We start from the raw sequence: 25,236 nt of genomic DNA on the forward strand, positions 1-25,236 counted from the left end.
AGGTCAAGAAGTCACCGGACGTGTAACCAAAGCTCCCGGTCCGACGACGGTTCGGGTAACCGGCCGATCGACTACAGATCCGTTCGGCGTACCCGGCTCAGGAATGGAGATACCGCCGTTGACTGACGACACGGTGCGCCTGGCCCTGGTCGGGCAGGTTCTGAAACGGCGATGGCGGCTGCTGGCCGCCCTCGCCGTCCTGGGAGCGCTGGTGGGCGCGGGCGCTTCGCTGCTGCTTTCGCCCGGCTACAAGACGACGTCGAGCGTGCTGCTGCAGGGACCGCGGCAGGCGGACGAGCTGCTGACGCAGGCCGAGGTCGCGACCAGCTCGGTCGTGCTCGACCGCGCCGCCGCGCAGCTGGCCTGGCACCCGGACGGCGCCGACCTGAAGAAGCAGGTCACCACGTCCGTGGCGAACGGCAACGTCGTGACGATCACCGTCTCGGCCGACACCGCCGAGCACGCCCAGCAGCTCGCCGACCAGGTCGCGCAGCAGTTCGTCAAGTACTCGACGCAGCTGGCCAGCAACTCCGCGGACGCCTCGGTGCAGCTGGCCCAGGAGCAGCGCGAGTCGCTGCGCAACCAGGTCAAGCTGACCACCGAGAAGATCAGCGACATCGCCAAGGGCGTCGGCGGCGACCTGACCGTCGAAAGCGTCCAGGTCCGCACGCAGCTCGAAGGGCTGCGGACGTCGCTGGAGCAGGCCATCAACGACCTCAACCAGGCCGACCTCGCGACCGGCATCGGCAACACCGTCGTGCTCGGGCCGTCCGAGCGCCCGACCGGGCCGGCCGCCCCGACGCTGGTGCAGCTGGTCGCGGGCGGCGCGGTGCTGTTCTTCCTCGTCGGCGTCATCGGCCACCTCTTCACCGCCCGCGCCGACCGGCGGCTGCGCGGCGAGCCGGAGATCGCCTCGGCGCTCGGCTCGCCGATCCTCGCCGGCGTCGACGTCACGACCCCGGAGGGCGACCGCCTCCCGGCGACCGGTTTCCTCGGCAAGGTGCGGCGGCTGCTGGGCAGCGACCGGCCCTGGGTGCTGCCGCCGATCGCGACGTCGGCCGACGAGGTCAACCGCGACATCCGCTACCGCCGCGTGCTGGCCCGGCTGGCCACCGGACCCGCCGACGTCCTGCTGCTCGTGGCCGCCGACGACGAGACCGGCAAGCTGGCCGCCGGCCAGCTCGCCGAGCTGGCCGACCGGCTGTCGGTGCCGCTGCGGACCTTCGAGTTCACCGCGGACCGCCCGACCGTGCCGGACGCCGGCCGCGAGTCGGGGGTCCTGGTGGTGCTCAGCGCCGGTTCCCGCACCGCGTGGGAGCTCGTGCGGCTCGCCGAGGCCTGCGCCGACGCCGGCCAGGAGGTCGTCGGTGCCGTCCTCACCCATCCCGTCCGGCCCGCGGTGCCGGCGGAACCCGGACCCGCGGCGGAAGCCCCCGAGAAAGCCCTGGCAGGTTCGGCGTGACGACTACCTCCGAAACCGCGCCGCTGGTCGACCTCCAGCGCCTCTTCGTCGCCATCCGCCGCCGCAAGCGCCTGTGGCTGGCCACGGCCCTGCTCGGGCTGATCGCCGGAGCCGCGGTGGCGGTCGTGCTCCCGGCCCCGCCGACCGCGGTCACCAAGGTGATCGTGGTCCACCAGGACGACTCGCCGACCGACAGCGGCACGCTGATGCGCACCGACGTCGCCGTGCTCTCGACGACCAAGATCGCCGAGGGCGCGTTGAAGAAGCTCGGCAGCACCGAGTCGCCCGAAGAGTTCATGAAGAACTACGCCGGGCTGGGCCTGACGAACAACGTCATGCAGATCACCGTCAAGGCCAAGAGCACCGAAGAGGCCGTGGCGCAGGCGCAGGCGCTGGCCGACGTGTTCATCGCCGACCACGTCCAGCGCAGCCAGGCCGCCGCGGCCGCGCAGTCCAAGGCCATCCTCGACCAGCGGAAGAACGCCCAGGACGAGCTGACCAAGGTCGACCAGCAGATCGCCGACGAGACCGGCAAGGGCCGCAACGCCAACGCCAGCACCCTCGAAGGCCTCTACGGCCGCCGCGCGGCGCTCGCGTCGCAGATCTCCGACTTCGACTCCCGCGCCCAGCAGGCCGGCATCGGCAGCCCGCAGGTCGCCGCGGGCACCCAGATCGTCGACGCGCCGCGCGCGCTGCCCAAGGCGTTCCTCAAGACCACCGCGACCAACGCGGGCATCGGCTTCGCGCTCGGCCTGGCCGTGGGGCTCGCGTTCGCCGCCGTCGGCGCGGTCTCGCGCGACCGGCCGGTGCTGCGCCGCGAGATCTCCACGCACCTCGGCGCGTCCGTGCTGGCCCAGCTGCCGTCGAAGCCCCGCGGTCCGGCTCGCCTGTGGCGGCGCTCCCGCGCGGTGTCCGAACGCAAGCGCGTCGCCACGACGCTGGTGCGCGCGATCAAGAAGGACAAGCCCCAGGTGTCCCTGCTGGAGCTCGGCGCCCCCAAGGTCGCCGCCGCGCTCGCCCTCGACATCGCCGAGGAGCTGGCCGCCGACGGCACGGCGAGCGTCCTCGACGACCTGCCGAACGAGGACGTCCGCAAGCTCGTCACCGAGACGAAGAGCGAGGTCGCCGTCGTCGGCGCCGGTGACCCCGCCGCCGAGCCGGACGAGCGCCGGGTCGGTGTCGGCACGGTGTCGCCGGGCACCGCGTGGACCGACCTGGAGCACCTCGGCAAGGAGACCGTGCTGGTCGTCAAGGCCGGGCACGCGAACACGCTGTGGCTGCACACGGTGGCCCGGCAGCTCGCCGACCAGCAGATCCCGATCGTCGGCGTGGTGCTGGTCGACCCGGACCCGCGCGACAAGTCCGACGGCACGCTGTGGGACGGCCTGCACACGGCCCTGCGCGGCCGCGCGAAGTCGGCGCCGTCGGTGCACCGCGTCTCCGTCGTCGAGAACGAGGACCGCATGGACGAACTGGCCGCGCGGATCGCCGAGCGCGTCGCGGTCGCCGAGCCGCCGACGCGCCGGATCGCGCCGGTCCGGCCGGTCGTCCCGCCCGCACTGGCCAAACCGCCCGCCGCGCCGCTGCCGGAGCCGGGGAAGGTCAGCGTCGACCACCTGGACGCGCCGACGAAGAAGTTCGCCCCGGTCAAGCCCCCGAAGCGGCCGACGCCGTTCAAGCGCGACCACGGCGAACCGACGCACAAAGGCGAACTGAACGCCGGGCTCGAGTCAGAGAAGAGCGCGGAGGTCTCCTGACCACCGCGCCGCGAATGAAGGGGAACCGCTCGAGATGTGCGGCATCGCAGGCACCTACCTCTGGCCGGACGGCGGGCCGCTCACCGACCGGCTGACCAAGACGCTGGCCCACCGCGGGCCGGACGGCTCCGGCCGGTACGACCACGCGGTCGGCGGCGGGTCCGTCCACCTGGGCCACCGGCGGCTCTCGATCGTCGACCTGACCGAGACCGGAGCGCAGCCGATGGTCCTCGACGGCCTGGCGTTGAGCTACAACGGCGAGCTGTACAACGCACCCGAGCTGCGGGCCGAGCTCGAATCCGCGGGCGTCCGGTTCCGCGGGACGTCCGACACCGAGGTGCTGCTGCAGGCGTGGCGGCGCTGGGGCACCGACTGCCTGCCCAAGCTGCGCGGGATGTTCGCCTTCGCCATGTTCGAGGAGGGCACCGGCGAGCTGTTCCTGGTCCGCGACCAGCTGGGCATCAAGCCGCTGTTCTTCGTCCAGCGCGGCGGCGGAGTCGCCTTCGCGTCCGAACTGAAAGCCCTTGCCGGTGAGCTCGGCGGGTCGCTGCAGGTCGACAGCGGGGCGCTGATCGCGTCGCTGCTCTACTACTGGGTGCCCGACAGCCGGTGCGCCTACCAGGGCGCGGAGAAGCTGCCGCCGGGCACGTGGCTGCGCTGCCGCCCGGACGGCCAGGTCGACCGCGGCCGGTTCTGGTCGCTGCGGGAGGTCGCCGAAGAGGGCGCGGCCTTCGACGGCGAGGTCGACCTGCACGCCGTGATCGCCGAGTCGACCGCCAAGCACCTCATCTCGGACGTCCCGGTGGCGACGTTCCTTTCGGGTGGCCTGGACTCCAGCTACCTGACGGCGCTGGCCGCGCGTTCGCGGCCCGGGATTTCGGCTTACACCATCGGCTTCCGCGCCGAGGACGCCAAGTTCGAGGCCATGCCGGACGACCTCAAGTACGCCCGGATCGTGGCGCAGCAGTTCGGCGTCGACCTCCACGAGATCGAGATCGCGCCGCAGGTGCTCGACCTGCTGCCGAAGATGACCTACCACCTCGACGAGCCGATCGGCGACCCGGCGGCGATCAACTCGTTCCTGATCTGCACGGCCGCGCGCGACGCCGGTGTCAAGGTGATGCTGTCCGGGATGGGCGCCGACGAGCTGTTCGCCGGCTACCGCAAGCACCTCGCGAACCTGATCGCGCTGCGCTACCACAAGGTGCCGGGCGCGGTCCGCAGGCCGGTGGAGTCCATTGTGGACCGGCTGCCGGTGGCGTCGGCCAAGCGCGGGTACCGGTCGGTGCGGTTCGCCAAGCGGTTCCTGTCCTTCGCGGGCCTGCCCGAGGAGACGGCGTTCCGGCGCAGCTACACGATGTACGACCGCGCGGAGCTGCTCGACCTGGTGAACCCGGACCTCGCGCCGGTCGTCGACGACGTCCTGACCGAGCACGCGGACACCTACCACGACCAGGCGCTGGACGACTTCGTCAACCGCATGTGCCTGGCCGACTCGCGGCTGTTCCTGCCCGGGCTGAACCTGACCTACACCGACCGTTCGACGATGGCGGCGTCCACCGAGGTGCGGACGCCGTTCGTCGACGTCGAGGTCGTGCGGGCGGCGTTCAAGATCCCGGGGAACAAGAAGATCGTCGGCCGCGCCGGAAAGGTCGCGCTGAAGAAGGCCGCTGAGAACATCCTGCCCGGCGAGATCGTGCACCGGCCGAAGGGCCTGTTCAGCGCGCCGCTGCGGGCGTGGATGAGCCGCGACCTGGCGCCGTTGGTGCGCGAAGTCGTCAACGACGGCGTGCTCGTTTCGTCGGGTTTCCTGCAACGGGAGGCGTTGCAGCGCATGGTCGCCGAGGACGCCGCCGGCCAGGAAGACCGCGGCAAGCACCTCTGGCACGTCTTGACCCTTGAGTACTGGTACCGGAACGCGATGTCTGGAGCGGGAGCGAAGTGAAGCAGGTAGTCCAGAACTACAAGAGCGGGGAACTGGCGCTCCTCGAGGTCCCCGAGCCCGCCTGCAAGCCGGGTGGCGTGCTGGTGCGGACGGTGTACTCGCTGATCTCGACCGGCACCGAGATGATGAAGGTGTCCGAGGCCAGCATGTCCCTGGTGGGCAAGGCGAAGGCCCGCCCGGACCAGGTGGCGAAGGTGATGCAGAGCGTCGCCACGAACGGCCTCTCGGCGACCTACCGCAAGGTGACGTCCAAACTGGACTCCTACACCCCGCTCGGCTACTCGCTGTGCGGCATCGTCGAGCAGGTCGGCGAAGGCATCACCGACGTGAAGGTCGGTGACCTGGTGGCCTGCGCGGGCAACGAGCACGCGCTGCACGCCGAGCTGAACTGGGTGCCCAAGAACCTCTACTCGCCGGTGCCCGCCGGCGTCGACCCGCGGCACGCCGCGTTCGGCACCGTCGGATCGATCGCCATGCAGGGCGTCCGCCGCGGCGAGCCGCAGATCGGCGACGTCGCGCTGGTCATCGGCCTCGGCCTGATCGGCCAGCTGGTCGTCCAGCTGCTGGCGTCGTCCGGCGTGCGCGTGGTCGGCGTCGACCCCGACCCGGAACGCTGCAAGCTCGCCGAGAGCCTCGGCGCCCTGACCTGCGCGCACCCGGCGTCCGGCATCGTCGACACCGCGGTGGACGAGCTGACCCACGGCGCGGGCGTCGACCAGACGTACCTCGCCGCGGGCGGCAACACGAACGACCCGGTGGAGCTGGCGGCGAAGCTGTCGCGCGACCGCGGCCGGGTGATCGACATCGGCAAGTGCAAGCTCGACCTGCCGTGGAACGCCTACTACGAGAAGGAACTGGACGTCCGGTTCTCGCGCTCGTACGGCCCGGGCCGCTACGACCCCTCCTACGAGCTGGAGGGGCGCGACTACCCGATCGGCCAGGTCCGCTGGACCGAGCGCCGCAACCTCGAATGCGTGCTGGACCTGATCGCGCGCGACCGCCTCGACGTCGAGCCGCTGATCACGCACGTCTCGGACTTCTCCGACGCCGTCTCGACGTACCAGTCGCTGAACGAGGGCGCGTTGAAGGCCGTGGCGGTGCTGTTCCGCTACCCGGACGGGGTCGCCCGGACCGAGCCCGTGGTCACGTCCGCGCGGGTCGCGGTGGCTTCGTCTTCCGCCGCGGCTCTGCCGGCCGGGCAGCCGGTGCGGCTGGGCTTCGTCGGGGCGGGGAACTACGCGTCGTCGATGCTGCTGCCGCACCTGGTCGAGCGCGCGGACGTGCAGCTCAAGCACGTCGCGACGACGTCGGCCCTGTCCGGCGCCAACGCTCGCCGCAAGTTCGGCTTCGCGGCGGCGTCGACCAATGTCGACGACGTCCTCGGCGACTCCTCGATCGACGCGGTGTTCGTGGTGACGCGGCACAGCTCGCACGCCGAGCTGACCCGGCAGGCGCTGCTGGCGGGCAAGACGGTGTTCGTCGAGAAGCCCCTGGCGCTGTCGCCCGAAGAGCTGCAGAAGGTCCTGGACGCCATCGAGGAGTCCGGCAACGACCGGCTCCAGGTCGGCTTCAACCGCCGGTTCGCGCCGCTGCTGCACGAGGCCCGTGCGCAGTTCGGCCCGCGCGTCGGCCCGGCCAGCGTGCGCTACCTGGTCAACGCCGGCCGCCTCGACCACGGCAGCTGGTACAACCAGACCGACTCCGAGGGGTCCCGCTTCGCCGGCGAGGGCGGGCACTTCATCGACACGGTGAGCTGGCTCCTCGACGCCGACCCGGTCTCGGTGTACGCGACGGGAGACCTCCAGGTGACCCTGGGCTACCCGGACGGCTCGACGGCGGTCATCACGTACGCCGAGACGGGCTCGTCGGGCTTCCCGAAGGAGACCCTCGACCTCACGGCGGACGGCAAGGTCCTGAAGTTCGACGACTTCGTGCGCGCATCGGTGTACTCGCGCAAGAAGTGGGCGAGTTCGCGGATTCCCAAGGGCCGTGACAAGGGCCAGGCCGCGGAGGTGAACGCGTTCCTGGAGGCGGTGCGCTCCGGCGGGCCGATGCCGATCTCGGTGGCTTCGCTGGCGGCGACGACACTGGCGACGCTGGCGGCCCAGACGAGCGCCGCGAACGCGGCTCCGGTCCGGATCGAGCTGCCGGCCAAGGCGGGTGCCCCGGCATGAGAAGCGTCGCCCCAAGCAGGCTGACGGCGGGGTGCGCGGCCGCGTCCTTGCCGGGGAAGCCGCCCGCCTCGACGAGCAGCGGCTCGGTGCTGCGCCCGGCCACGCCGAGCGCGGCACCGCCCGTGCCGGAGGCAGGTGCGCGGCCATGATGGGTCCCGGCTGGTACCTGCGCCGGCTTTCCCGGATGGGGCCGGCGGAGGTCGTCGGCCGTGCTCGGCACGCCCTCGTCCAGCGGCAGTGGCGGACCGCGCTGCCGGCCCCGCCCGACTGGCCCGCGCACCCGCGCTTCACCGCCGTGCTGCCGGCCGGCGCCTTGGACACCGTGTCGGGCGAGGCGGTCAAGCGGCTGCTGGCCACCGCCGACGAGCTGCTGGCCGGCCGCTCCGAGTACTTCGGCGTCGTCCGGGACGACCTGGCCGCGCCGGACTGGTTCCTCGACCCGAAGACCGGCCGCAGCGCACCCTCGGCGCCGTACGCCTTCGACGTGCCGTACCGCTCGGAAGACACCGTCGGCGACATCAAGCAGATCTGGGAACCGTCGCGCCACCAGCACCTGACCGTGCTGGCCGCGGCCTTCGCCTTGACCGGCTCCGCCGTCTACGCGGACCGCGTGGCCGCGCACCTGCGCTCGTGGTGGGCGGCGAACCCGCCGTTGCGCGGCCCGCACTGGATCAGCGGCATCGAGCTGGGCATCCGGCTCCTGTCCTGGGTCTGGACCCGCCGCCTGCTCGACAACTGGGACGGCGTCGGCGAGCTGTTCGAGGACAACCCGGACTTCCACCTCCAGCTCTGGCACCACCAGAACTGGCTGGCGACCCTGCGCAGCCACGGCTCGTCGGCCAACAACCACGTCATCGCCGAGGACGCCGGGCTGCTCGCCGCGGCGTGTGCGTTCGGCTGGTTCCCGGAGTCGGCGGGCTGGCGGGCCGAGGCGATGCGGTCGCTCGACGTCCAGCTGGCCCGCAACACCTTCCCCTCGGGACTGAACGCCGAACTGGCGTCCGAGTACCACGGCCTGGTGCTGGAGCTCGGCCTCGCGGCGGCGGTGGAGGCCGACGCGGCGGGCACGCCGGTGCCGGACTCGACGTGGGACGTCCTGCTCCGCATGACCGACGCCCTCGCGTCCATTGTGGACACCAAGGTCCATCCGCCGCGGCAGGGCGACGCCGACGACGGCTTCGGCCTGATCGTCGACGGCACCGAAACCGACCGCTGGGCGTCGCTGCTGGCGACCGGCGAGGCGCTGTTCGGCCGCCTGGAGTGGTGGCCGCGCGTGCCCGGCGACGACGTCCGCATGCCGCTGCTGGCTTCGCTGGTCTCCCGGACACCGCGTGTTTCGGGCGTCCGGCCCGCCCGGCGTCCCGCGCACCTGCGGGACGCGGGCATGACGATCCTGCGGTCGGGCCGCGTCTGGGCCCGCTGCGACGGCGGGCCGCACGGCTTCCTGTCGATCGCCGCCCACGCCCACGCGGACGCGCTGTCGGTCGAGGTCCGCCACGACGGCGTCGACGTCCTCGCCGACCCCGGCACGTTCTGCTACCACGGCGAGCCGCGGTGGCGGTCGTACTTCCGCTCGACGCTCGGCCACAACACCCTCGAACTGGGCGGGACCGACCAGTCGGTGTCCGGCGGCCCCTTCCTGTGGACGCGGCACGCGGTGACGAAGGTGCTGGCCGTCGAGACCCCGCCGGACGGCCCCTCCCGCTGGACGGCGGCCCACGACGGCTACGCACCCGCGGTCCACCGCCGCACGGTCGAGCTCGACGGCGACGTGCTGAAGATCGTCGACGAAGTGCTCGGCGACCTCGGCCCGGCCGGGCGCCTGGCGTTCCACCTCGGCCCGGCGATCACCGCGCGGCTCGAGGGGAACGTGGCCCACCTGCGCTGGCAGGGTGCCGCCACGGGTTCCGTGGCCCCGGTGCACACCGCGGTCATGGAACTGCCGCCCGAGTTGTCGTGGACCGCCCACCGCGGTGAGATCGAGCCACCCCTCGGCTGGTACTCCGCGGGCTTCGGCCGGAAGGAGCCCTCGACCACGCTCGTCGGCTCCGGCACCCCCCGACACCTCACGACCCTGCTCCGCTTCAGTTAGGACCCGCCCGTGACAGCCCGCCGCCTCCGACTCCGCCGCGCCGCTCCGCTGCTCGGCGTCCTCCTCACGGTCGCGGCGTGCTCGAGCGGGCCCGACACCGAGGGCCCGGCGCAGGCGACCCCGGCTCCCAGCGGGTCGGTCGCCGCGGTGTGCGACAAGGAGCCGGCCGGCCCGGCCGCGGCGCCGCCGGGCGCGGTCGTCGTCGACCCGGCGGTGCCGGGCGACCTCGCCACGAAGACGCGGGCGGCCGGCTCGGGCACGACGTTCTGGCTCAAGCCGGGCAAGCACATCCTCGGCGACGACAAGTACGACCAGGTGTCGCCCAAGGACGGCGACGTCTACGTCGGCGCCCCCGGCGCGGTCGTCGACGGCCGCAAGATCAACCAGTACGCGTTCACCGGCCACGGGGCGAACGTCAAGCTCACCTACCTGACCGTGCAGGGCTTCGCGGCGCCGCGCGACGAGGGCGTGGTCAACCACGACTCCGGCGACGGCTGGGTGATCGAGCACTCGACCATCCAGGACAACGACGGCGCCGGCCTGATGGCGGGCGCGCGCCAGCAGGTGCGCGGCAACTGCCTGCGCCGCAACGGCCAGTACGGGATGAACGCCTTCTCCGGCAGCACGCCGATCACCGCGCTGGTCGTCGAGGGCAACGAGATCGCCGGCAACAACACCGGGAACTGGGAAGCGAAGATCGACGGCTGCGGCTGCACCGGCGGCGTCAAGTTCTGGGACGTCAACGGCGCCGACGTGCGCGGCAACTGGGTGCACGACAACCACGGCACCGGGCTGTGGGCCGACACGAACAACAACGACTTCCTCATCGAGGGCAACCTCATCGAAAACAACGACAGCGCCGCGCTCATCTACGAGATCAGCTACAACGCCGTCATCCGCGACAACACGATCCGCAAGAACAACTGGGTCGACGGCCGCCGCTACGCCGACAAGGGCGACAACTTCCCCACCGCCGCCGTCTACATCTCCGAGTCCGGCGGCGAGCCGCGGATCAAGGCGCGCACGGCGAAGATCGAGATCTCCCGCAACTACCTGGAGAACAACTGGTCCGGGATCACGCTGTGGGAGAACGCCGACCGCTACTGCAACAGCCCGGCGAACACCTCCTCCGGCGACTGCACCCGGCTGGTCCCGAACGTGAAGCAGTGCGCGGACCCGGCCATCGCGAGGGGGCCGCTGCTGAGCGACTGCCGCTGGAAGACCCAGCACGTCGACATCCACGACAACAAGTTCGTCCTCGACCCGGCCGTCGTCGGCTGCCAGGCCTCGTGCGGGCGGATGGGCCTGCTGTCGAACTTCGGCAGCTACCCGGACTGGTCGCCGTACAAGGGCGACCTCGTCCAGGAGGCGATCACCTACAAGCAGGACAACCGCTGGCACGACAACAGCTACGCCGGCCCGTGGACGTTCATCGCCTACACCACCGACCGCATCCTCGAGATCGGCGAGTGGGAAGGCTCGCCGTACTCGCAGGACACCGGCAGCACGTTCACCGCGCAGGGCGGGGGCTGACATGACGGCGCACACCGGCATCGCGGGCATCCGCGGCGAGGCCGCGGCCGAACCCGCCTCGGCGACGCCGAAGTGGGCGGGCCTGGCGTGGGCGCTGCTGATCCTCAACACTCTCGGCTCGACCGGCGCGAAGACGGTCATCCCGCTCCCGCGGTCGGTCAGCCAGCTGGTGACCATGGGGTCGCTGATGACGGCCTTCGTGATCGCGCTGGTGCTGAACAAGCACCTGCGGATCCGGCCGAGCGCGTACCTGCTCCTCCTGACATTGCTGCTGGGAACGAGCATCCTCGCCAGCATCGACCTCAAGGAGGGCGCCGGCGCGCTGTTCCGGTGCTTCCGGCTCACGGTGTTCGTCTCCACGCTCTGGTTGCTGACCCGCTGGTGGGACGGCGGGTTCAGCTTCGTCCGCTACCACATCCGGACCTACGGCATCGTGCTCGCGTCGGTGGCGATCGGCCTCGTGATCTCCCCGGGCAACGCGATGCCCGACATCTACGGCGGCCGGCTTTCGGGAGCGATCTGGCCGCTGACCCCGCCGCAGATCGGCCAGTACGCGGCGGTCATCTCCGGGCTCACGCTCCTCCTCTGGTTCGGGCGCCGCACGACGTGGCGCAGCGCGGTGTTCATCGTGGTGCCGGTGGTGGGGCTGCTGATGCTCACGCACACCCGCACGGCGACGCTCGGCCTGATCGCCGGGCTGGTCGTGGCCTTCCTGTCGATGCTGCTCACCAGCGCCCGTGCGCGGAAGGTGTTCGCGTGGACGGTCGGCGTCGGCGGGGTCGCCGGCGTCGTGCTGGCGGGCGCGCTGCAGACGTGGTTCCTGCGCGGGCAGAGCGCGGACAACTTCTCCAGCCTGACCGGCCGCGCGAAGGTGTGGGACGCGCTGCTGGAGGCCCCGAGATCCACGGCGGAGTACATCTTCGGGGTCGGGCTGACGGACAAGTCCTACGACGGCCTCCCGATCGACAACAGCTGGCTCGCGATCTACCACGAGCAGGGTTTCGTCGGGATCGCGCTGGTGGCGGGGTTCCTCCTCACGTTGGCGGTGGTGGCCGTGCTGCGGCCGCCGTCGCTGGCTCGCGCGTGCGCGATCTTCCTGATCACCTACTGCATTTCGGCCTCCTACACCGAAGCCGGTCTCGGCGACGCGTCGCCATACCTGCTGCACCTGGCCGTGGCCGCGTCGCTGCTGGTCCGCGGGGTGCCGCAGTCCGACGAACAAGCATTCATCCCGGCGAAGGGGACAGGCACGTGAAGGTGCTCGTGGTGCACAACCGGTACCGGTCCGAGCAGCCGAGCGGCGAGAACAACGTCGTCGACGCCGAGGTGACCCTGCTCGCCGAGGGCGGGCACCAGGTGTCGCTGTTCGAACGCCGCAGCGACGACATCGCCTCGATGCCGACGGTCCGCAAGGCCGCGGTGCCGCTGACCGTGCCGTGGAACCCGGCGGTGCGCAAGGAGCTCGCCGCCCGGCTGCGCGCGTCGCGCCCGGACGTCGTGCACATCCACAACACGTTCCCGCTGCTGTCGCCGTCAGTGGTAGCGGCCTGCGCGGACGCGGGGGTGCCGGCGGTCGCGACGCTGCACAACTACGGGATGGTCTGCCCGCCCGGCACGCTCCACCGCGATGGCCGCATCTGCACCGACTGCGTCGGCGGCCTGCCGCTGCCGGCGGTGCAGCACGGTTGCTACCGCGGTTCGCGCGTGGCGACGCTCCCGATGGCGGCGAGCACGGCCGCGAACCGCCGCCGGTGGTGGACGGGCGTTTCGCGGTTCTTCTGCATTTCGGCGGCCCAACGTGACCTCCTGGTGTCGGCCGGCATGCCCGGCGAGCGGATGGCGGTGAAGCACAACTTCGTCACCGACCCCGGAGTCCGTCGCGCCGGGGACGGCAAGCACGTGCTGTTTCTCGGCCGCGTCACCGAGGAGAAGGGGGTCGGGCTGTTGATGCGGGCGTGGGACCGGCTCGGCGGCGCCCTGGGCGTGCCGCTGGTCATCGCCGGCACCGGCCCGATGCAGGACGAGGTCGCGACGTGGGCGGCCGGCCGTGCGGATGTGTCGTACGTCGGCCTGCAGAACAAGGCGGAATGCCGGGCCCTGACGGCGGACGCGGTGGCGGTGGTGGCGCCGTCGACGTGGCTCGAGGCGTTCGGGCTGGTGGTGGTCGAGGCGATGGCCGCGGGAGTCCCCACGGTCGCGGCGGCCCACGGCGCCTTCCCGGAGCTGGTGGACGACGGCGTGACCGGCCTCCTGCACACGCCGAACGACGACGCGTCGCTGGCGGACCGGCTCCGCGCGGTGGTCGGTGACCGCAACGGCGAGATGGGCGACGCGGCCCGCGTCCGGTACGAGAAGGACTTCACCCCGGAGGTGGGGCTCGACCGGTTGCTCGCGGGATACGAGGCCGCGATCGAGGCGCACGGGTGAGGCAGCAGGTCCGGACGGCGCCCGCGGCCCTGCCGGCCGCGTTGCGCGCCCCCCTGGCGATGACGGCCGCCTTGGCGACGGCGGTCATGGTGGCGCTCGGCATCCTCCACTTCCACGACTCGGGTTTGACCGGGCTCGACGCGGCGGTGCTCCCCTCGATCGACGGAGTGCAGCCGCCGTGGCGGTACGCGGCGCTGGTCATCGACTTCGGTGGCGAGCCGGTGGGGTCGACGGTCCTGGTCGCGCTGCTCGCGGCGGTGTGTTTCCTGGTCCACCGGCTCCGGGCGGCGGTGTTGACGGTGCTCGGCGTGGTGGTCACGGTGGCGGTGACGACGGTGCTGAAGCCGATCGTGGGCCGCACGATCCATGGCGAGTTCCTTTCTTATCCGAGCGGGCACACGGCTTTGGCCACCGCGCTGGCGTTGGTGATCGGGTTGCTGCTGGTGGACCGGCTGGGGCTGGGGCGGGCCGCCGGGGTGGTCTTGGTCCTGGGGCTGGCGCTGCTCGCCGGGGTGGCGATGGGGTGGGCCGAGGTGGCGCTCGGGGCGCACTACCCGACGGACGCCGTGGGCGGGTTTTGCGCGGCGCTGGCCGCGGTTCCGGTGACGGGCTGGTTGGTGGACCGGGTGGCCGATCGGCTCTGACGCGGAGGACGCGGGGGAGAGTTTGGTGAGCGCCGCGTTATCCGGAGGAGGCGGGCGTGCTGCGCGGCGGGGTGGCGGGCGGCCGGGCTGTCTGGTGGGGGGCGGGTGTGCTGCGCGGTGGCGTGGCGGGCGCCGCGCTATCCGGAGGCGACCGGGTGCTGCGCGGTGGCGTGGCGGGCGGCCGGGCTGTCTGGAGGGGGCGGGCGTGCTGCGCGGTGGAGTGGCGGGCGGCCGGGCTGTCTGGAGCTGGCCGGCGGGGGTGGCGGGCGCCGCGTTATCCGGAGGGGGACTGGCGTGCTGCGCGGCGGAGAGGCGAGCGCCGCGCTATCCCCGGAGGGGACCGGCGGGCTGAGGGAGCGAACGCCCGGTCGGCCGAATCCGGTGGGAAGCGAGTGGCCGCCAGCGGCTCGACCTGACGGGTCCGGGATCGCCCCGCCAGGCCGCGGCCGGAGCCGAGTGACCTGCCGCGGGCCGGTCGGTTGGTGTCGGGTGTCGGTCCTGGGCGGGCCCGTTCGTCGGTGGGGTGACCTACTCGCGAAGGAGAGACCCGTGATCCGTGATCTGATCGCCGCCGAGCGGCGGGAGCTGGCCGCGCTGCTCGGTGACCTGTCGGCGGCCGAATGGACGTCGCCGACCCTCTGCGCCGGCTGGCGGGTTCCCGAAGTCGTCGCCCACGTGACCATGCCCTTCCGGTTCTCGACCGGCCGGTTCGTGCGTGAGCTGGTGAAGTCCGGCGGGCGCTTCAACCGGATGGCGGACCGCGCGGCCCGCCAGGGAGCCGCCGAGCTGTCGCGGGACGCCTTGATCGCCTCGCTGCGGGACAACGCCGACCATCCGTGGCAGCCACCCGGCGGTGGGCCGGCGGGCGCTCTCAGCCACGACGTGATCCACGGTCTCGACATCACCACCGCACTCGGGCTGGACCGCCGCGTGCCCTTGGAGCGGCTCGAAATCGTCCTCGGTGGAACCAAGCCGAAGCAGGTGAAGTACTTCGGGACGGACCTGGCCGGCGTCTGCTTGCGCGCCGACGACCTCGACTGGTCGTTCGGCACCGGGACTCCGGTCACCGGCCTGGCCCAGGATCTGCTCCTGGTCCTCTGCAACCGGCGGCTGCCGGCCGGCCGTCTTCGGGGCCGGCCGAGTGCGCGGTTCACCACGGTCTGAGTTCCTTTCGCAGCTGATCCATTGTGGACAGTCGATCCGTGCCGTACCGCAAGGCCTGCAGCCCGGTCGATCGCGCCGCCGCGACGTTCTCCTCGCGGTCGTCGATGAGGAGGACCCGGTCCGGCACCACGTCCAAGCGGCGGCACAGGATCGTGAACGCCTCGGGGGCCGGCTTGCGCACGCCGGTGTCGCCGCTGATGAACCAGTCGGTCAGGTACTCGCCGAGGCCGAACCGTTCGCGCAGGAGTTTCGACCACGCGCTGACGTCGTTGCTCAGGCAGCCGAGCCGCACTCCGGTGGCGTCGAGTTCGGCGAGGAGCGCGACCACGCCTTCGGTCAGGCGGTGGTTCCGGCAGTACTCCTCGTCCGACGCGCCGGATGCGCCGGACATCGCCCAGAAGTCCGCGGAGGACATCTTGCCGAGGCTGCATTCCTGGTACAGCTGGGCGATTTCCTCCCGGAGCAAGGCGCAGCCGTGGCTGCGGAGGTAGGGCACGAGCAGCTCGCCGACGTCGTCGGCGGGTGAGTAGAGGACGCCCATCGCGTCGAACAGGACGACGTCGATCGCGTCGCGGTGGAGGGGTGCGGGGATGGTGGGCATGTCTTCGACGGTACCGAACATGCGTGCGAACGCCATCGCTGGAACGGGTGATGTGTGCGCTGTCCGAAATCCTCCGTTCGCGATTTTTCCCTTTGCCACCAGGGAAAACCGCGATCGGCGGCGCGGGCCGCGGCGAAAAGTGTCGGACCCTCGCGGCAAGCTCTCGATCAGCAGCCGGCGGTCCCGCCGTCGAACGAAGAACACTCGTCCTGCGAGTAGGGCTCCGCCCGCCAGCCCGCAGCGTCGACCGTCTTGGAGGTGTCATGCACGACGAAGGTCCACGGCCCGGCATAGGAGTTGCCGTGCCACCGGTTGCCCTGGCGGAAGGTGATCGCCTCTTCGACGACGGTTCCCTTGTAGGGGGACCAGTCCGGGAAGGTCCCGTAGTTCGACAGCAGGGCCATCCGCCCGCAGAGGCCGGCGCACCCGACCCGCGCGGGATCGAACCGGAAGGTGTTCCCGTGCACTTCCACGCGCTGGGACTTCCAGCGGCAGTCGTCGTACGCCGGTGGTTTCTCGATCGTGCCGGCGACGCACGACGACTTGGCGGCCGTCTCGGTGCAATAGCCGGTGGAGGTGTTCGCCGGGCTGTTGCAGAAGCGGTCGGCGTTCTCCCACACCGTGATCCCGGCCCAGTTGTCCTCGAAGGTGTTCCCGCTGATGTCGATCGACGACGTCCGCGCGGCCACGCGCGGCTCGCCGCCCGACTCCGACAGGTACACCGTCGCCACCGGGAAGCCGTCGCCGCGCGAGGCGAACGCGCGGCCCTGCACGAGGGTGTTGCCGCGGAACGTGTTGCCGCGCAGCACCAGGTTGTAGCTGGTCTCGTAGAACAGCGCTTCGGCGTCGTTGGCTTCGAAGAGGTTGTCCTCGACGAGGAAGTCGTTGTTGTTCGTGTCGGCCCAGAGACCGGCGCCGTGGTTGCCGTGCACCCAGTTGCCGGTGATGTCGGCGCCGCGCACGGCCCAGAACTTGGCGCCGCCGCTGCACCCGCAGCCCGGCACCTTGGCCTCCCAGTCGCCGGTGTTGTTGCCGGTGATTTCGTTGCCCTCCAGCACGAGCCCGGTGATGCGGTCGCCCGCCTGGTAGGCGTTCAGCCCGTACTGGCCGTTGTTCCGCAGGCAGGTGTGCCGGACGACCTGGCGCGCGCCGGCCATCAGGCCCGCGCCCGCGTTGTCCTCGATGGTCGTGTTCTCGATGAGCCAGCCGTCGCCGGAGTCGTGGTTCACCACGCCCTGGTCCTGGAGCGCGGCGAACCCGCGGATGGTGAGCCCGAGGAGCTCGACGTCGCGGGCGCGCTGGGTGAAGGCGGCGCGGTTGACCCCGCGGCCGTCGACGACCGCGCCCGGGGCGCCGAGGTAGACGTCGCCGTCCTTCGGGACGACCTGGCCGAACTCGTCGGTCCCGAGCGTGTGGGTGCCGGGGCGGAGCCAGAACGTGGTGCCGGGCGGGTTCGCGGCTGTCTTGGCCGAGAGGTCTCCGTCGACGCCCGGATCGACGGAGACGGCCCCGGGAGGCGCTTCCTCGTGCTCCGCGGGCTGGTGGTCGCACACCGGCCCGGGCCCGTCGGTGGCCCGCGCGACCACCGGGCAGGCCACGGCGATCAGGAACGAGCAAGCGGCGACGAGAACCGCACGAGATCTGCCCATGGCAGGAAGTTACGGACGATCGGGCCGGAAAACAGTCACCCTGGAGTGTCCTCATCGGACCCAAGGAGTGAATCCGGCCCGTCCGGCCGGGGGACGCCACTCGGCAGCGGACCAGCCGGCCGGCCGGGAAGCGCTCCCCGGCCGGCCGGGGGATCAAGCGAACTTGCGGAACACCGGCCGCACCGGCCGGCCGCCCATCCACGGTGCCGGGTCGTTGGCGTCGAGCGCCTTCCGGTACACCGTGCAGGCCTGCGCGACCACGTCGATCGTCTTGTCGATGTCGGCCTCCGTCAGCGCCGCGCTGACCACGAACGACGGTCCGAGGACCCCACCGCTGATCAGCTCGCGCAGGAACAGCGTGCGGTACGGCTGGGACGGCTTGCCCTGCTCGTCCAGCGTGCCGAAGACCAGGTTGCTCGCCCGGCCGCGGACCACCACGTGGTCCTCCACGCCGATCCCGGCCGCCACCTGGCGGACGCCGGTGGCGAGCCGGTCGCCGAGGGCGTGCATGCGGCCGATCACGTCCTCGTCGCGGTAGACGTCCATCACCGCGATCGCGGCCGCCAGCGAGTGGGTCTCCGCGCCGTGCGTCGTCGAGAGCAGGAACACCCGCTCGCGGTCGGTGCGCAGCCCGCCGAGCTCCATCAGCTCCCGCTTGCCGGCGAGCGCGGACACCGCGAAGCCGTTGCCGAGGGCTTTGCCGAACGTCGAAAGGTCGGGCGTGACGCCATAGAGGCCCTGGGCGCCGTGGGCGGACCAGCGGAAGCCGGTGATCATCTCGTCGAAGACCAGCACGACGCCGTGGCGGGTGGTGAGCTCGCGCAGCCCCTGCAGGTACCCCGGCGGCGGCTCCACCGCCGCCGCGGCCTCCAGGATCATGCACGCGATCTCGCCCTCGTGGCGCTGCAGCAGCTCCTCCGCGGCGCGCAGGTCGCCGTACGGGAAGGACACGACCGCTTCCGTCGTCTCGTCCGGGATGCCCGCGTTCATCGCCGTCGTGCCGATGAACCAGTCGTCGGTCGAGAAGAACGCGTGGTCGGCGCACTTGGCGACGAGCCGGCGACCAGTGGCCGCGCGGGCCAGGCGGACCGCGGCCGTCGTCGCGTCCGAGCCGTTCTTGGTGAACTTCACCATGTCGGCCGTCGGCACGTTCTCGAGGAACCGCTCGGCGGCCTCGGCCTCGATGATCGACGGGCGGATGAAGTTGCTGCCCTTGCCGAGCTCGGCCCGGACCGCTTCGAGCACCCGCGGGTGGGCGTGGCCGAGGCTGACCGCTCTCAGCCCGGCGCCGTACTCGATGTAGTCGTTGCCGTCGACGTCCCAGACGTGGCCGCCGAGGCCGTGGGAGATGACCGGGGCCATCCCTTCGGGATACTGGTCCGAGCCCTTGGCGTAAGTGTGCGCACCACCCGGGACGACCCGGTGCAGCCGCTCGTTCGCCTGCGTGGAGCGGGGCAAGTTCGTTCCCATGTCGTGGCTCACCTCGTTGGTTTCAACGCCTCTTGGAGAGACGGCGCACGTTGGTCTCGGTCACTGACCATTGTGACCGACAGTGGCCACGAAATGTCCAATTCAGGGTCTTTGTACGAAATTGTGATGTCTTCGGACGGATTGTGCGCCCGATCGATACGGTACGCAACATCCGAAGGATCCGTGAGCGACTGGAATCCGTGCGCGCACCCCGCGGGGATGTACACCGAAACCTGCGTCTCACCGGAGAGTTCGAAGGTTTTGACATTGCGGAACGTCGGCGAATCCGGTCGGAGATCCACCACGACGTCGAAGATCGCGCCGTGGGAGCACCGCACCAGCTTCGCCTCGCCGGCCCCGCCGCGCAGGTGCATCCCGCGGACGACTCCCTTGCGGGAGCGGGAAAGGCTGTCCTGGGCGAAGCCGTCCGGGTCGATGCCGACCGACGCCACGACGTCGCGGTCGAACGTCCGGCTGAAGAAGCCGCGCTGGTCCGCGTGCGGGGTCGGCTCGAACAGGTACGCGCCCTCGATCTCGGGCACCGGAATGGCCTTCATCGCCCACCCCCGAAGAGGGCCGCCGAAAGGGCGGCGAACTGGTCCTTGAGCCGTTGCGCGTTCATCTCGTTCCGTTCCCGGAGCGTTTGGCGAAGTTCCGCCGAACGGTTCTCCAGTTCGGTGAATTGTTCGACGAGCCGGTCGTAGTCGACGTCCTTCGCCCGCTGGGTGAAGCCGTCGAGCCCCAGTTCCGCCATCAGCACGTCGTTCTTCGGCGCGTACCCGATCGCGACGGTCGGTTTCGCGACCTTCAGGGCGCAGAGCACGTTGTGGTAGCGCGTGGCCACCACGCTGTCCACCGCCGCCATCTCGTGCATCAGCTCGTCCAGGGTCTCCGCCGAAGCCGCCGTCACCAGCGGGGAAGCGGTCTTCTCGATGATCTCGTCGACGACCTGCCGGTCGATCCGGTCACCGATGAACAGCCGGACGGGTCTGCCCTGGTCAACGAGCCACGCGACGAAACGGTTCATCGTGTCCACGTAGTGGCGGTAGATGCGGTCGCCGTCGGCGCGGTCGTCGTTGCCGCCGTAGTAGGCCATCACGCCGACGCCGACGGTGCCCGGCTTGCCGTCGGCGTCCGGGGTGGGGAGGGAGAAAGCGAGGTCCGGGTAGACCTCGTCGCGGCTGGTGTCGACACCCATGGCGCGCATGGCGTCACGGGAGATGTCGTCCCGGTAGGACCGGTAGGCCGCGAGGCGGCCGGCCCAGCGGACCAGCGTCCGGGTCGCCCGCGCGCTGATGTGGTTCGCGCCCACGCACACGAGGGCCACCTTGGTGCCGAACAGGCGCCCGGTGGCGGAAAGGAGGAAGAGCGAATACGGGAAACCCCACGGACGCAACGGAAGCGTCGCTTCGAGGACGCCCATGCCGGGCACGATGACGACGTCCTGCTTGCGGACCCAGGCGGCCGTGCGGCCGACGTCGACCAGCTTGCCGAGTCCCTTCAGGACGATAGACCGGAGGCCGGACGCCGTCTCGTATTCGGCCTGGTTCCAGTGCAGGGGCGTGGTGTCGACGCCGTACCGCTCGCGAACGATGTCCGGGCCGCCCACCAGGCCGGTCAGGACCGCGTCCGGGTACTCGGCGCGCAGGTAGCCGAGCACGGCTTCGAGGGAACCGTCGTTGCCGAGGTTCCCCGAACCGAGGAGGCCGAAGACGCCGACGCGCGGGGCACGCTTCACGCGAGCCTGCCTTCCCGGCCGGCCACGATCTCGTTGACCGTGGCGACGTCGGAGGCGGTCGGCGCGCGGTCCTCGACGCGCTCGCCGTGGCCGGAGCGGGCCCGGTTCGTCAGCCAGGCGCCGAGGTGCCCGAAGCACTCGCGCTTGTCGGCGGCCGAGATCGGCGCGCGGCGGATGAGGTCGGCGAACCCGTACACGTACTCGCCGAGCAGGCGGACGGTGGGATTCCGGAGCCGGTTCGCGCGCCGCGGGTCCAGATTCGCGCACCGGCTCCGGATGGTCGGGTTGGCCCGTTCCGCGCGGCCCGGGTGGTCGCGGCGGAAGTAGAGCAGCTCGGGCACCTGGTGGAACGGGCCGTGCAGGGCCATCTCGGCCGAGTACGTCCGGTCGGCGTGGTGGTAGCTGTCGAGCGGCTTGACGCGGCGGAGGACGTCGGCGCGGATGACGCCGTAGAAGTCGTCGCCGCCCGGCTCGAACAGGATGCTGCGGAAGCGGTCCGGCGCGTGCGGGGACGCCGTGTTCAGCGTGTACTCGAGGGGCTGGACGATGCGGCCGTCGCCGTCGATGATCGCCTGGTCGCAGTGGGCCAGGATGATGTCCGGACGCTCGTCGAGCGCCTCGACGCACCGCTTGAGCAGGTCGCGGGCGTAGAGGTCGTCGTGGGAGACCCACTTGAAGAGCTCGGTGCGGGAGACGTCGAACACGAAGTTGTGGTTCGGCGTCGCGCCGATGTTCTTCGGCTGCCGGACGTAGCGGATCCGGGAGTCCTTCTCGGCGTAGCGGCGGCAGATCTCGTCGGTGCCGTCGGTGGAGGCGTTGTCCGAGATGATCAGCTCGAAGTCTTCGTAGGTCTGGCCGAGCAGGGCGTCCAGCGACTCGGCGAGGTACTCCTCGCCGTTGTACACCGGGAGGCCGAGGCTCAGCCGCGGGACGGTGGTCATGGAGTCCTCATTCCTTGATCGGCTCTTTGATCGCTTCGAAGACCACGGTCGGCTCGTCGGCACCCGGCGGCACGTAGTCGCGCAGCCCGGCCCGCAGCTGCAGCCACCAGACGACGGACCCGCTGAGCGTCGCGGTCGCGACGCCCCACGCGGACCCGGCCGCGCCGCCGAGGAACGCGCCGGCGATGCCGAACGTGACGTAGAACAGGGAGGCGATCAGCTGGGAACGCAGGCTGCGCGGGGCGGCGCCGAGCGCGCGGAGGCCGGCCGCCGCGCCGGTGGCGAAGCTCGCGCCGACCACGGCGAGGGTGACCGGGAGGATCAGCGGGGACGAGGAGTCCCACACCGAGCCCATCACCCAGCGGCCGGCGCTGTCGGGCAGGAGGAGCAGGAGGCCGAGGCCCCAGCAGAGCGCGGCCGCGGCCTGGCCGCCGCCGAGGATCACGCAGAAGTGCTTCAGCCGGTGCGGCGCCCGCTGAAGCACCCGCGCGCCCTCGGCGACGGTGACCAGGGACAGCCCCATGAGCAGGGCCAGGAACGGGCCGAGCAACTGCTCGGCGCCGCGGACCGCGCCGACCGCGGTGATCCCGGCGATGGCGCCGAGACCGTATGCGCGCAGCTGGGACGCGCCGCTGTTGCTGACGTTTTCGACCAGGTAGCGGACGCTCAGGTCGCGTTGCCGCCGGAACCAGCCCAGTGCCTCGCGGGGGTGGGGCAGGATGCCGGTCTGGAACCAGCCGTAGCCGGCCGCGGCCGCGCCGGAGAGGCCCCAGGCCAGGACGAACGCGACCACCGTGTGGACCTGAGCGGCGATGTACAGCGCCGGGACGAGCGCCACACCCCACACGCAGTCGTTGAAGAACGCCTTCTTGCCCTCGCCGCGGGCGAAGAACGCGAACCGCCACGCGTCCTGCAGCAGCAGGCCCGGCAGCACGACGGCGAGCGCGACGAACGCGTTGCCGAGCGGGCCGCCCGCGGCCAGCCCGGCGACCAGGCTGACCAGCCCGGTCGCGACGCCGACGCCGATGGCCGTGCCGGACGCGCTGGCGACCCCCAGGCGCCAGCGGTCCACCGGCACCGCGCTGAAGCGCACCATCAGCGGGTCGGTGGCCAGGCCGCGCGAGACGTTCAGCACCACGCCGTAGGTGACCCAGACGAGGCTGAAGATGCCGAACGCGAACGTGCCGAGCGAGCGGGCCACGTACAGCCCGACCGCGAAGTTGGTCAAGCTGGACACCGCCTGGTCGCCGAGGCCCCAGCTCAACCGTCCGGCCATCGCGCGCACCGCGCCCGACCGGAAGATCGAGCGCGGCGCACGGCGATGGTTGGCCACGTCGCTCACTCCTTGACCAGGCCGGCGTCGTGGAGCGCACGCGCCGCGACGTCGACGATCTCGAACGGCAGCCCGGCGCGCTCGGCGATGTCGAGGAGGGAGTGCTCGCCGTCGGACAGGTTGAGCACCCACAGCATCGCCATCTGGGCCTGCTTGGCGTCGCTGCGGCCGCCGAGGGAGTCGTACAGCCCGCGCTTGCCGAGCTGCGGCTCGCCGTACGGGCTGAGGTTGACGTACCGGCGGTTGCGGTCCAGGACGCCGAACGCGTCCTTCAGGACACCCAGCGTGTCCTCCATGGCCGCGGGCGACACGAAGCCCGGGTTGTCGGCCGAGGTGTGGTACTCGGGGTAGCCCGCGTACGGCGTGCGGGTCAGCGAGCCGACGCCGAGGTTGAAGCCCGGCGAGCAGAACTGGCGCTCGTCGTAGCCGTACGGCGAGAAGTCGACGACTCGGTGCTCCCGCGACCGCAGGACGTGCTGCAGCACGAGGTCGATCTCGGCGTCGCCGCGGCGGGACTTCTTGTACGTCAGCGATCCCGGGTCGCCCGCGCACGCCAGCACCAGGCCGTGCTTGACCTTCTCGATCCGGGAAGCGTTGCGCGCCAGCCACGTGATCGAGCCGATCGTCCCCGGCATGAACAGGAACCGGTAGGTGTAGTGCGGCTGCGCGAGAGCGAGCTGCTGGGCGAGCGAGATCGCCACCGCGATGCCGGCGAGGTTGTCGTTGGCCAGCGACGGGTGGCAGACGTGGCAGGACACGATGACCTCGTCGGTGACGCGCCCCGGGACGACGTGCTCGCCGTAGGTCAGCGAGCCGTCGGCGAGGGTCGAGTCGATGACGACGTCGTACTCGCCGTCGGGCAGCGCGTCGAGCTTCTCCTGCGCCAGGCAGAAGCCCCAGGCCGGGGCGTAGTAGCTGGTCCGGTAGGGCACCCACGACGGCTGGTCCGGCAGCGTGTGCAGGTGCTCCCGCAGCTCGCTCAGGGGCATCCGCCGGCGCACCGGCACGCTGTACCCGACGACGTGCAGGTTCAGCTCCTGGAAGTCGATCACCCGCGAGCCGTCCGGAGCGGCGACGTACGCGTCCCGGATGTTCCACTCCTGCGGGATCGTCCAGTCCAGCACCGCGGTGCCGGTCGGAACCTCGTGCCGCTCCAGCGCGATGTGCTCGCCGATGATGTCCAGGGTCTGCCGCACGCCGTCGCCGGTGATGCTGCGGCAGATCGGGTACAGCCGTTCCACCAGGGCGTGCAGCTCCGCCCCCGTTCGCAGCTGCGGGCCCGGCACTACCGCCGCCGCAGGGTGTCGTCGACGCGGCCGGCTTCGCCTTCGCTCTTCAGCCACGCGAGGCGGGTGAACAGCTGCTGGAACGACTCCCGCGTGAGCCCGAACTTGCGGTAGGCCTCGATGAGCTCGACGGCGCCGTCCTTGACCGACCACTCGCAGGCGAAGCCGGGGACGGCCGCGCGGAAGCGCGAGAAGTCGACGCGGTAGGAGCGCGGGTCGGCGCCGGCCTCGCCGGTGATGTTCAGCGTCGAGCCCGGCACGGCCTCGACGACCTCCTGGGCGATCTCGGCGACGGTGACGTTGTTGTCCTCGGTGCCGATGTTGAAGGCCTTGTTGTGCACGGCCTCCTTGGGCGCCGTCAGGGCCGCCGTGAACGCGCGCGCGATGTCCTGGGCGTGCACCAGCGGCCGCCACGGAGTGCCGTCCGAGAGCACCAGGACCTCGCCGGACAGGTGCGCGTGCGCGGTCAGGTTGTTCAGCACGATGTCGCCGCGCAGCCGGGGCGAGTAGCCGAACGCCGTCGCGTTGCGCATGTACACCGGGGTGAAGTCGTCGTCGGCGAGCTCGTGGACGTCGGCCTCGACGCGCACCTTCGACTCCGCGTACGGGGTCACCGGCCGCAGCGGGGCGTCCTCGTCGACGAGGTTGTCGCCGCCCGCGCCGTACACCGAGCAGGTCGACGCGTAGAGGTACCGCTGCACGCCGGCCTCCTTCGCCAGCTTCGCGAGCTTCACCGACGCGTGGTGGTTGATGTCGTAGGTCAGCTCCGGCGCGAGCGAGCCCAGCGGGTCGTTCGACAGCGCCGCCAAGTGGATGACCGCGTCGAAGCCTTCGACATGAGAAGCGTTGACGTCCCGCAGGTCGACGACGTGCCCGGCCGGGTCGGCCGGGGCGGGCCCGAGCAGGCAGTCCTCGAACAGCCCGGAGTCCAGGCCGAAGACCTCGTGGCCGGCGGCGGCGAGCACCGGGGCCATCACCGTCCCCAGGTAGCCCTTGTGCCCCGTCAGCAACACCCGCATC

At 71.4% G+C, this 25,236-nt stretch carries 19 protein-coding genes; 10 read left to right on the forward strand and 9 right to left on the reverse strand.

Features of this window, described 5'->3' with window-relative positions; genetic code table 11:
- The first annotated feature begins 103 nt into the window (after window positions 1-103).
- The 10 genes from ACWEVP_RS10185 (at window position 104) to ACWEVP_RS10230 (ending at window position 15,198) form a co-directional block, all read left to right on the forward strand.
- Window positions 104-1,462 carry an exopolysaccharide biosynthesis protein gene (locus ACWEVP_RS10185; RefSeq protein ID WP_452062256.1) on the forward strand — a complete coding sequence of 453 codons (1,359 nt, stop codon included), beginning with the start codon at window positions 104-106 and terminating at the stop codon, window positions 1,460-1,462.
- Window positions 1,459-3,219, forward strand: a complete 1,761-nt coding sequence (locus ACWEVP_RS10190) for a Wzz/FepE/Etk N-terminal domain-containing protein (protein WP_452062257.1) — start codon at window positions 1,459-1,461, stop codon at window positions 3,217-3,219. The genes ACWEVP_RS10185 and ACWEVP_RS10190 overlap by 4 nt, the downstream gene beginning before the upstream one ends.
- A gap of 34 nt (window positions 3,220-3,253) precedes the next feature.
- Entirely contained in the window at window positions 3,254-5,164 is a 1,911-nt protein-coding gene (gene asnB, locus ACWEVP_RS10195; protein ID WP_452062258.1) for an asparagine synthase (glutamine-hydrolyzing), read from the forward strand.
- Window positions 5,161-7,338, forward strand: coding sequence for a bi-domain-containing oxidoreductase (locus ACWEVP_RS10200; protein WP_452062259.1), 2,178 nt, complete (start codon window positions 5,161-5,163; stop codon window positions 7,336-7,338). Before asnB ends, ACWEVP_RS10200 begins: the two co-directional genes overlap by 4 nt.
- 145 nt (window positions 7,339-7,483) lie before the next feature.
- The gene (locus ACWEVP_RS10205; RefSeq protein ID WP_452062476.1) at window positions 7,484-9,430 is read left to right on the forward strand and encodes an alginate lyase family protein; all 1,947 of its coding nucleotides are present in this window, start codon (window positions 7,484-7,486) and stop codon (window positions 9,428-9,430) included.
- A gap of 9 nt (window positions 9,431-9,439) precedes the next feature.
- Entirely contained in the window at window positions 9,440-10,963 is a 1,524-nt protein-coding gene (locus ACWEVP_RS10210) for a right-handed parallel beta-helix repeat-containing protein (protein WP_452062260.1), read from the forward strand.
- A 1-nt stretch (window position 10,964) separates the two neighbouring features.
- Window positions 10,965-12,218: an O-antigen ligase domain-containing protein gene (locus tag ACWEVP_RS10215; protein ID WP_452062261.1), complete on the forward strand. Its 1,254-nt coding sequence runs from the start codon at window positions 10,965-10,967 to the stop codon at window positions 12,216-12,218.
- The gene (locus ACWEVP_RS10220; RefSeq protein ID WP_452062262.1) at window positions 12,215-13,390 is read left to right on the forward strand and encodes a glycosyltransferase; all 1,176 of its coding nucleotides are present in this window, start codon (window positions 12,215-12,217) and stop codon (window positions 13,388-13,390) included. The genes ACWEVP_RS10215 and ACWEVP_RS10220 overlap by 4 nt, the downstream gene beginning before the upstream one ends.
- A complete protein-coding gene (locus ACWEVP_RS10225) occupies window positions 13,387-14,034 on the forward strand; it encodes a phosphatase PAP2 family protein (protein WP_452062263.1) in 648 nt (215 codons plus the stop codon). The genes ACWEVP_RS10220 and ACWEVP_RS10225 overlap by 4 nt, the downstream gene beginning before the upstream one ends.
- 549 nt (window positions 14,035-14,583) lie before the next feature.
- Window positions 14,584-15,198, forward strand: coding sequence for a maleylpyruvate isomerase family mycothiol-dependent enzyme (locus ACWEVP_RS10230; protein ID WP_452062264.1), 615 nt, complete (start codon window positions 14,584-14,586; stop codon window positions 15,196-15,198).
- On the opposite strand, the gene ACWEVP_RS10235 is transcribed toward ACWEVP_RS10230, so the two are convergent.
- From ACWEVP_RS10235 to ACWEVP_RS10275, 9 genes are all read right to left on the reverse strand, one after another.
- Window positions 15,185-15,799 carry an HAD family hydrolase gene (locus ACWEVP_RS10235; protein ID WP_452062265.1) on the reverse strand — a complete coding sequence of 205 codons (615 nt, stop codon included), beginning with the start codon at window positions 15,797-15,799 and terminating at the stop codon, window positions 15,185-15,187. The genes ACWEVP_RS10230 and ACWEVP_RS10235 overlap by 14 nt on opposite strands.
- A gap of 167 nt (window positions 15,800-15,966) precedes the next feature.
- Window positions 15,967-17,448: a right-handed parallel beta-helix repeat-containing protein gene (locus tag ACWEVP_RS10240; protein WP_452062266.1), complete on the reverse strand. Its 1,482-nt coding sequence runs from the start codon at window positions 17,446-17,448 to the stop codon at window positions 15,967-15,969.
- A 153-nt stretch (window positions 17,449-17,601) separates the two neighbouring features.
- On the reverse strand, window positions 17,602-18,918 hold the full coding sequence (locus ACWEVP_RS10245) for a glutamate-1-semialdehyde 2,1-aminomutase (RefSeq protein WP_452062267.1): 1,317 nt from the start codon (window positions 18,916-18,918) through the stop codon (window positions 17,602-17,604).
- 8 nt (window positions 18,919-18,926) lie between these two features.
- Window positions 18,927-19,475 carry a dTDP-4-dehydrorhamnose 3,5-epimerase family protein gene (locus tag ACWEVP_RS10250; protein WP_452062268.1) on the reverse strand — a complete coding sequence of 183 codons (549 nt, stop codon included), beginning with the start codon at window positions 19,473-19,475 and terminating at the stop codon, window positions 18,927-18,929.
- Window positions 19,472-20,656 (reverse strand): polysaccharide pyruvyl transferase family protein, encoded by a 1,185-nt coding sequence (locus ACWEVP_RS10255; protein ID WP_452062269.1) that lies wholly within the window; start codon window positions 20,654-20,656, stop codon window positions 19,472-19,474. Before ACWEVP_RS10255 ends, ACWEVP_RS10250 begins: the two co-directional genes overlap by 4 nt.
- Window positions 20,653-21,597 carry a glycosyltransferase family 2 protein gene (locus ACWEVP_RS10260; RefSeq protein WP_452062270.1) on the reverse strand — a complete coding sequence of 315 codons (945 nt, stop codon included), beginning with the start codon at window positions 21,595-21,597 and terminating at the stop codon, window positions 20,653-20,655. The genes ACWEVP_RS10255 and ACWEVP_RS10260 overlap by 4 nt, the downstream gene beginning before the upstream one ends.
- Before the next feature lie 7 nt (window positions 21,598-21,604).
- Window positions 21,605-22,930 carry a hypothetical protein gene (locus tag ACWEVP_RS10265; RefSeq protein WP_452062271.1) on the reverse strand — a complete coding sequence of 442 codons (1,326 nt, stop codon included), beginning with the start codon at window positions 22,928-22,930 and terminating at the stop codon, window positions 21,605-21,607.
- A gap of 5 nt (window positions 22,931-22,935) precedes the next feature.
- Entirely contained in the window at window positions 22,936-24,216 is a 1,281-nt protein-coding gene (locus tag ACWEVP_RS10270) for a DUF4910 domain-containing protein (protein ID WP_452062272.1), read from the reverse strand.
- A complete protein-coding gene (locus ACWEVP_RS10275; protein ID WP_452062273.1) occupies window positions 24,216-25,235 on the reverse strand; it encodes an NAD-dependent epimerase/dehydratase family protein in 1,020 nt (339 codons plus the stop codon). Before ACWEVP_RS10275 ends, ACWEVP_RS10270 begins: the two co-directional genes overlap by 1 nt.
- Window position 25,236 lies beyond the last annotated feature (1 nt).

It is taken from the genome of Amycolatopsis sp. NPDC003865, from assembly GCF_053605345.1.

Coding starts and splice junctions, on each gene's coding strand:
- ACWEVP_RS10185 (WP_452062256.1), top strand. CDS start 104: ATGGAGATACCGCCGTTGACTGACGACACGGTGCGCCTGGCCCTGGTC.
- asnB (WP_452062258.1), top strand. CDS start 3,254: ATGTGCGGCATCGCAGGCACCTACCTCTGGCCGGACGGCGGGCCGCTC.
- ACWEVP_RS10205 (WP_452062476.1), top strand. CDS start 7,484: ATGATGGGTCCCGGCTGGTACCTGCGCCGGCTTTCCCGGATGGGGCCG.
- ACWEVP_RS10215 (WP_452062261.1), top strand. CDS start 10,965: ATGACGGCGCACACCGGCATCGCGGGCATCCGCGGCGAGGCCGCGGCC.
- ACWEVP_RS10235 (WP_452062265.1), bottom strand. CDS start 15,799: ATGCCCACCATCCCCGCACCCCTCCACCGCGACGCGATCGACGTCGTC.
- ACWEVP_RS10240 (WP_452062266.1), bottom strand. CDS start 17,448: ATGGGCAGATCTCGTGCGGTTCTCGTCGCCGCTTGCTCGTTCCTGATC.
- ACWEVP_RS10245 (WP_452062267.1), bottom strand. CDS start 18,918: ATGGGAACGAACTTGCCCCGCTCCACGCAGGCGAACGAGCGGCTGCAC.
- ACWEVP_RS10250 (WP_452062268.1), bottom strand. CDS start 19,475: ATGAAGGCCATTCCGGTGCCCGAGATCGAGGGCGCGTACCTGTTCGAG.
- ACWEVP_RS10260 (WP_452062270.1), bottom strand. CDS start 21,597: ATGACCACCGTCCCGCGGCTGAGCCTCGGCCTCCCGGTGTACAACGGC.
- ACWEVP_RS10275 (WP_452062273.1), bottom strand. CDS start 25,235: ATGCGGGTGTTGCTGACGGGGCACAAGGGCTACCTGGGGACGGTGATG.